We start from the raw sequence: 1,651 nt of genomic DNA on the forward strand, positions 1-1,651 counted from the left end.
CGATTCCAGGGCGCCGCCTTCGGCGAGTTCGGGCAGGCTGTTGAGGGTCTCCAGGCCGGTCAGGAGCGCACAGGCCTCGTCCACGGTGAACCGTACGGGGCGGGTCAGGTCCAGGGCCTGGGTGATGAATACGTGGTCATCGTCCCACTGGATGTCCAGCAGATCGTCGGGGTACCCCTCCGGCAGGCCCGAGCAGATCAGGATCCGCAGGTCGTCCTCGAGTGCCTTGCGGGTGATGCCAAACCTGGCGGCGACCTCGCTGATGTGCAGTCCCTGGTTGTGGACAAGGAACGGGACGAGTTGCAGCATCCGCTTGAGCTGGTCCTCCGAGGTTCGTTTCCGGGTACGGCCGGCGCGGCCCGCCGCCGGGAAGGCCACATCCGGCAGGGGCCTGTCGGCGAACTCGGCGGCTGCCGTGAGTCGGCGGTGGACGGCGCCGGCGAGTTCGGGGGGTGAAATCACGGTGACGCGGGGACCGTAGGAGGCCAGCTCCTCGCCCAGGGTCTCGGCATCGCGGAAGGGCACCGCGAGGCGGTCCGTCCCGGCCGAATGCCCCAGCGTTCGGGCTTCCGGCGCTGTGGCTTCCGGCGCTGCGTCCGGAAGCGGCTGGGCGCGTTTGCGGAGGCCCAGGAGCCGCCCGTGTTCGACGTCGACCACGGCGCTCTGCACCGGCAGCTCGGCCAGGCCGGCCACTGCGGACGTCAGGCGGGACAGGCGGAAGAACCGTTTGTCCCCTCGGCCCCGGTCGTGGCCCACGAGGTACCACTGGCCGAAGCGGCTGCCCAGGCCCCAGGGTTCCACCAGGCGTTCCTGCTCCTGGCCGGTGCTGCCGGCGAGGTAGCTGAACCGGACCGGGTGCTGGGCGTGTGTCGCGGCGACCAGGTCCTCGAAGGCCTGGCCGGCGGGGCGGATGCGCGGCTGGACGCCGGTGGGGAGTTCGGCGTCGACCAGGCCGCCGGCGGCCTGCAGCTTCCGGACCGCGTCGACGGCGGCGGAGCCGAGGGCGGCGTGCTCCCAGAGCTGGGCCGCGAGAATCAGGACCGTGCACTCTTCGGGGGTGAGGCTGACGTCGGGCAGCCGGTTCGATTCCTTGCCGATCCGGTAGCGGGTGGTTGCCGGGTCGTCGGAGCCCCAGCCCGTGTCCGTCACGGCCTCGACGTCGAAGCCAAACTGGCGCAGCTCGCCCTTGTCGCGTTCGAACATGCGGCCGAAGGCGACGTCACTGCTCGTGGTGTCGTGGTAGACCTTTTCGCGCAGCTCGCTGCGGCGCAGGCCGTACTTGGTGTTGAGCAGGGCGATGAGCAGGTTCAGGAGGCGTTCTGTACGTGAGGCGGACACCCCGCAAGGGTACTAAAGCCGGTCGCGGAAAATGACGAAAGCGCGGCAACAGCCGGAAGAACTTTTCCGATTGTTACCGCGCTTCGTTCCCCGGGGGGCGGGTGGGGACTAGCGGACGGCGACGAGGTCCACGACGAAGATCAGGGCCTCGTTGGGGCCGATCGCCCCGCCGGCGCCACGGGAACCGTAGGCAAGCTCGGACGGGATCTCGAGCCGGCGGCGGCCGCCGACCTTCATGCCCAGCAGGCCCTGGTCCCAGCCCTGGATGACCTGGCCGACGCCGACCCTGAAGTCCAGCGGCGCGCCGCTGGAC

At 70.3% G+C, this 1,651-nt stretch carries 2 protein-coding genes; both read right to left on the reverse strand.

Annotated features, from left to right (window positions below; translation table 11 throughout):
* The coding region (locus tag LQV45_RS30665) for a WYL domain-containing protein (RefSeq protein WP_230011039.1) at positions 1–1,338 on the reverse strand (1,338 nt) is incomplete at its 3' end.
* Between the two features lie 108 nt (positions 1,339–1,446).
* The coding region (locus tag LQV45_RS30670; RefSeq protein WP_230011041.1) for an FKBP-type peptidyl-prolyl cis-trans isomerase at positions 1,447–1,651 on the reverse strand (205 nt) is incomplete at its 5' end.

The sequence above is a fragment of the Microbacterium sp. Bi128 genome (assembly GCF_918698205.1).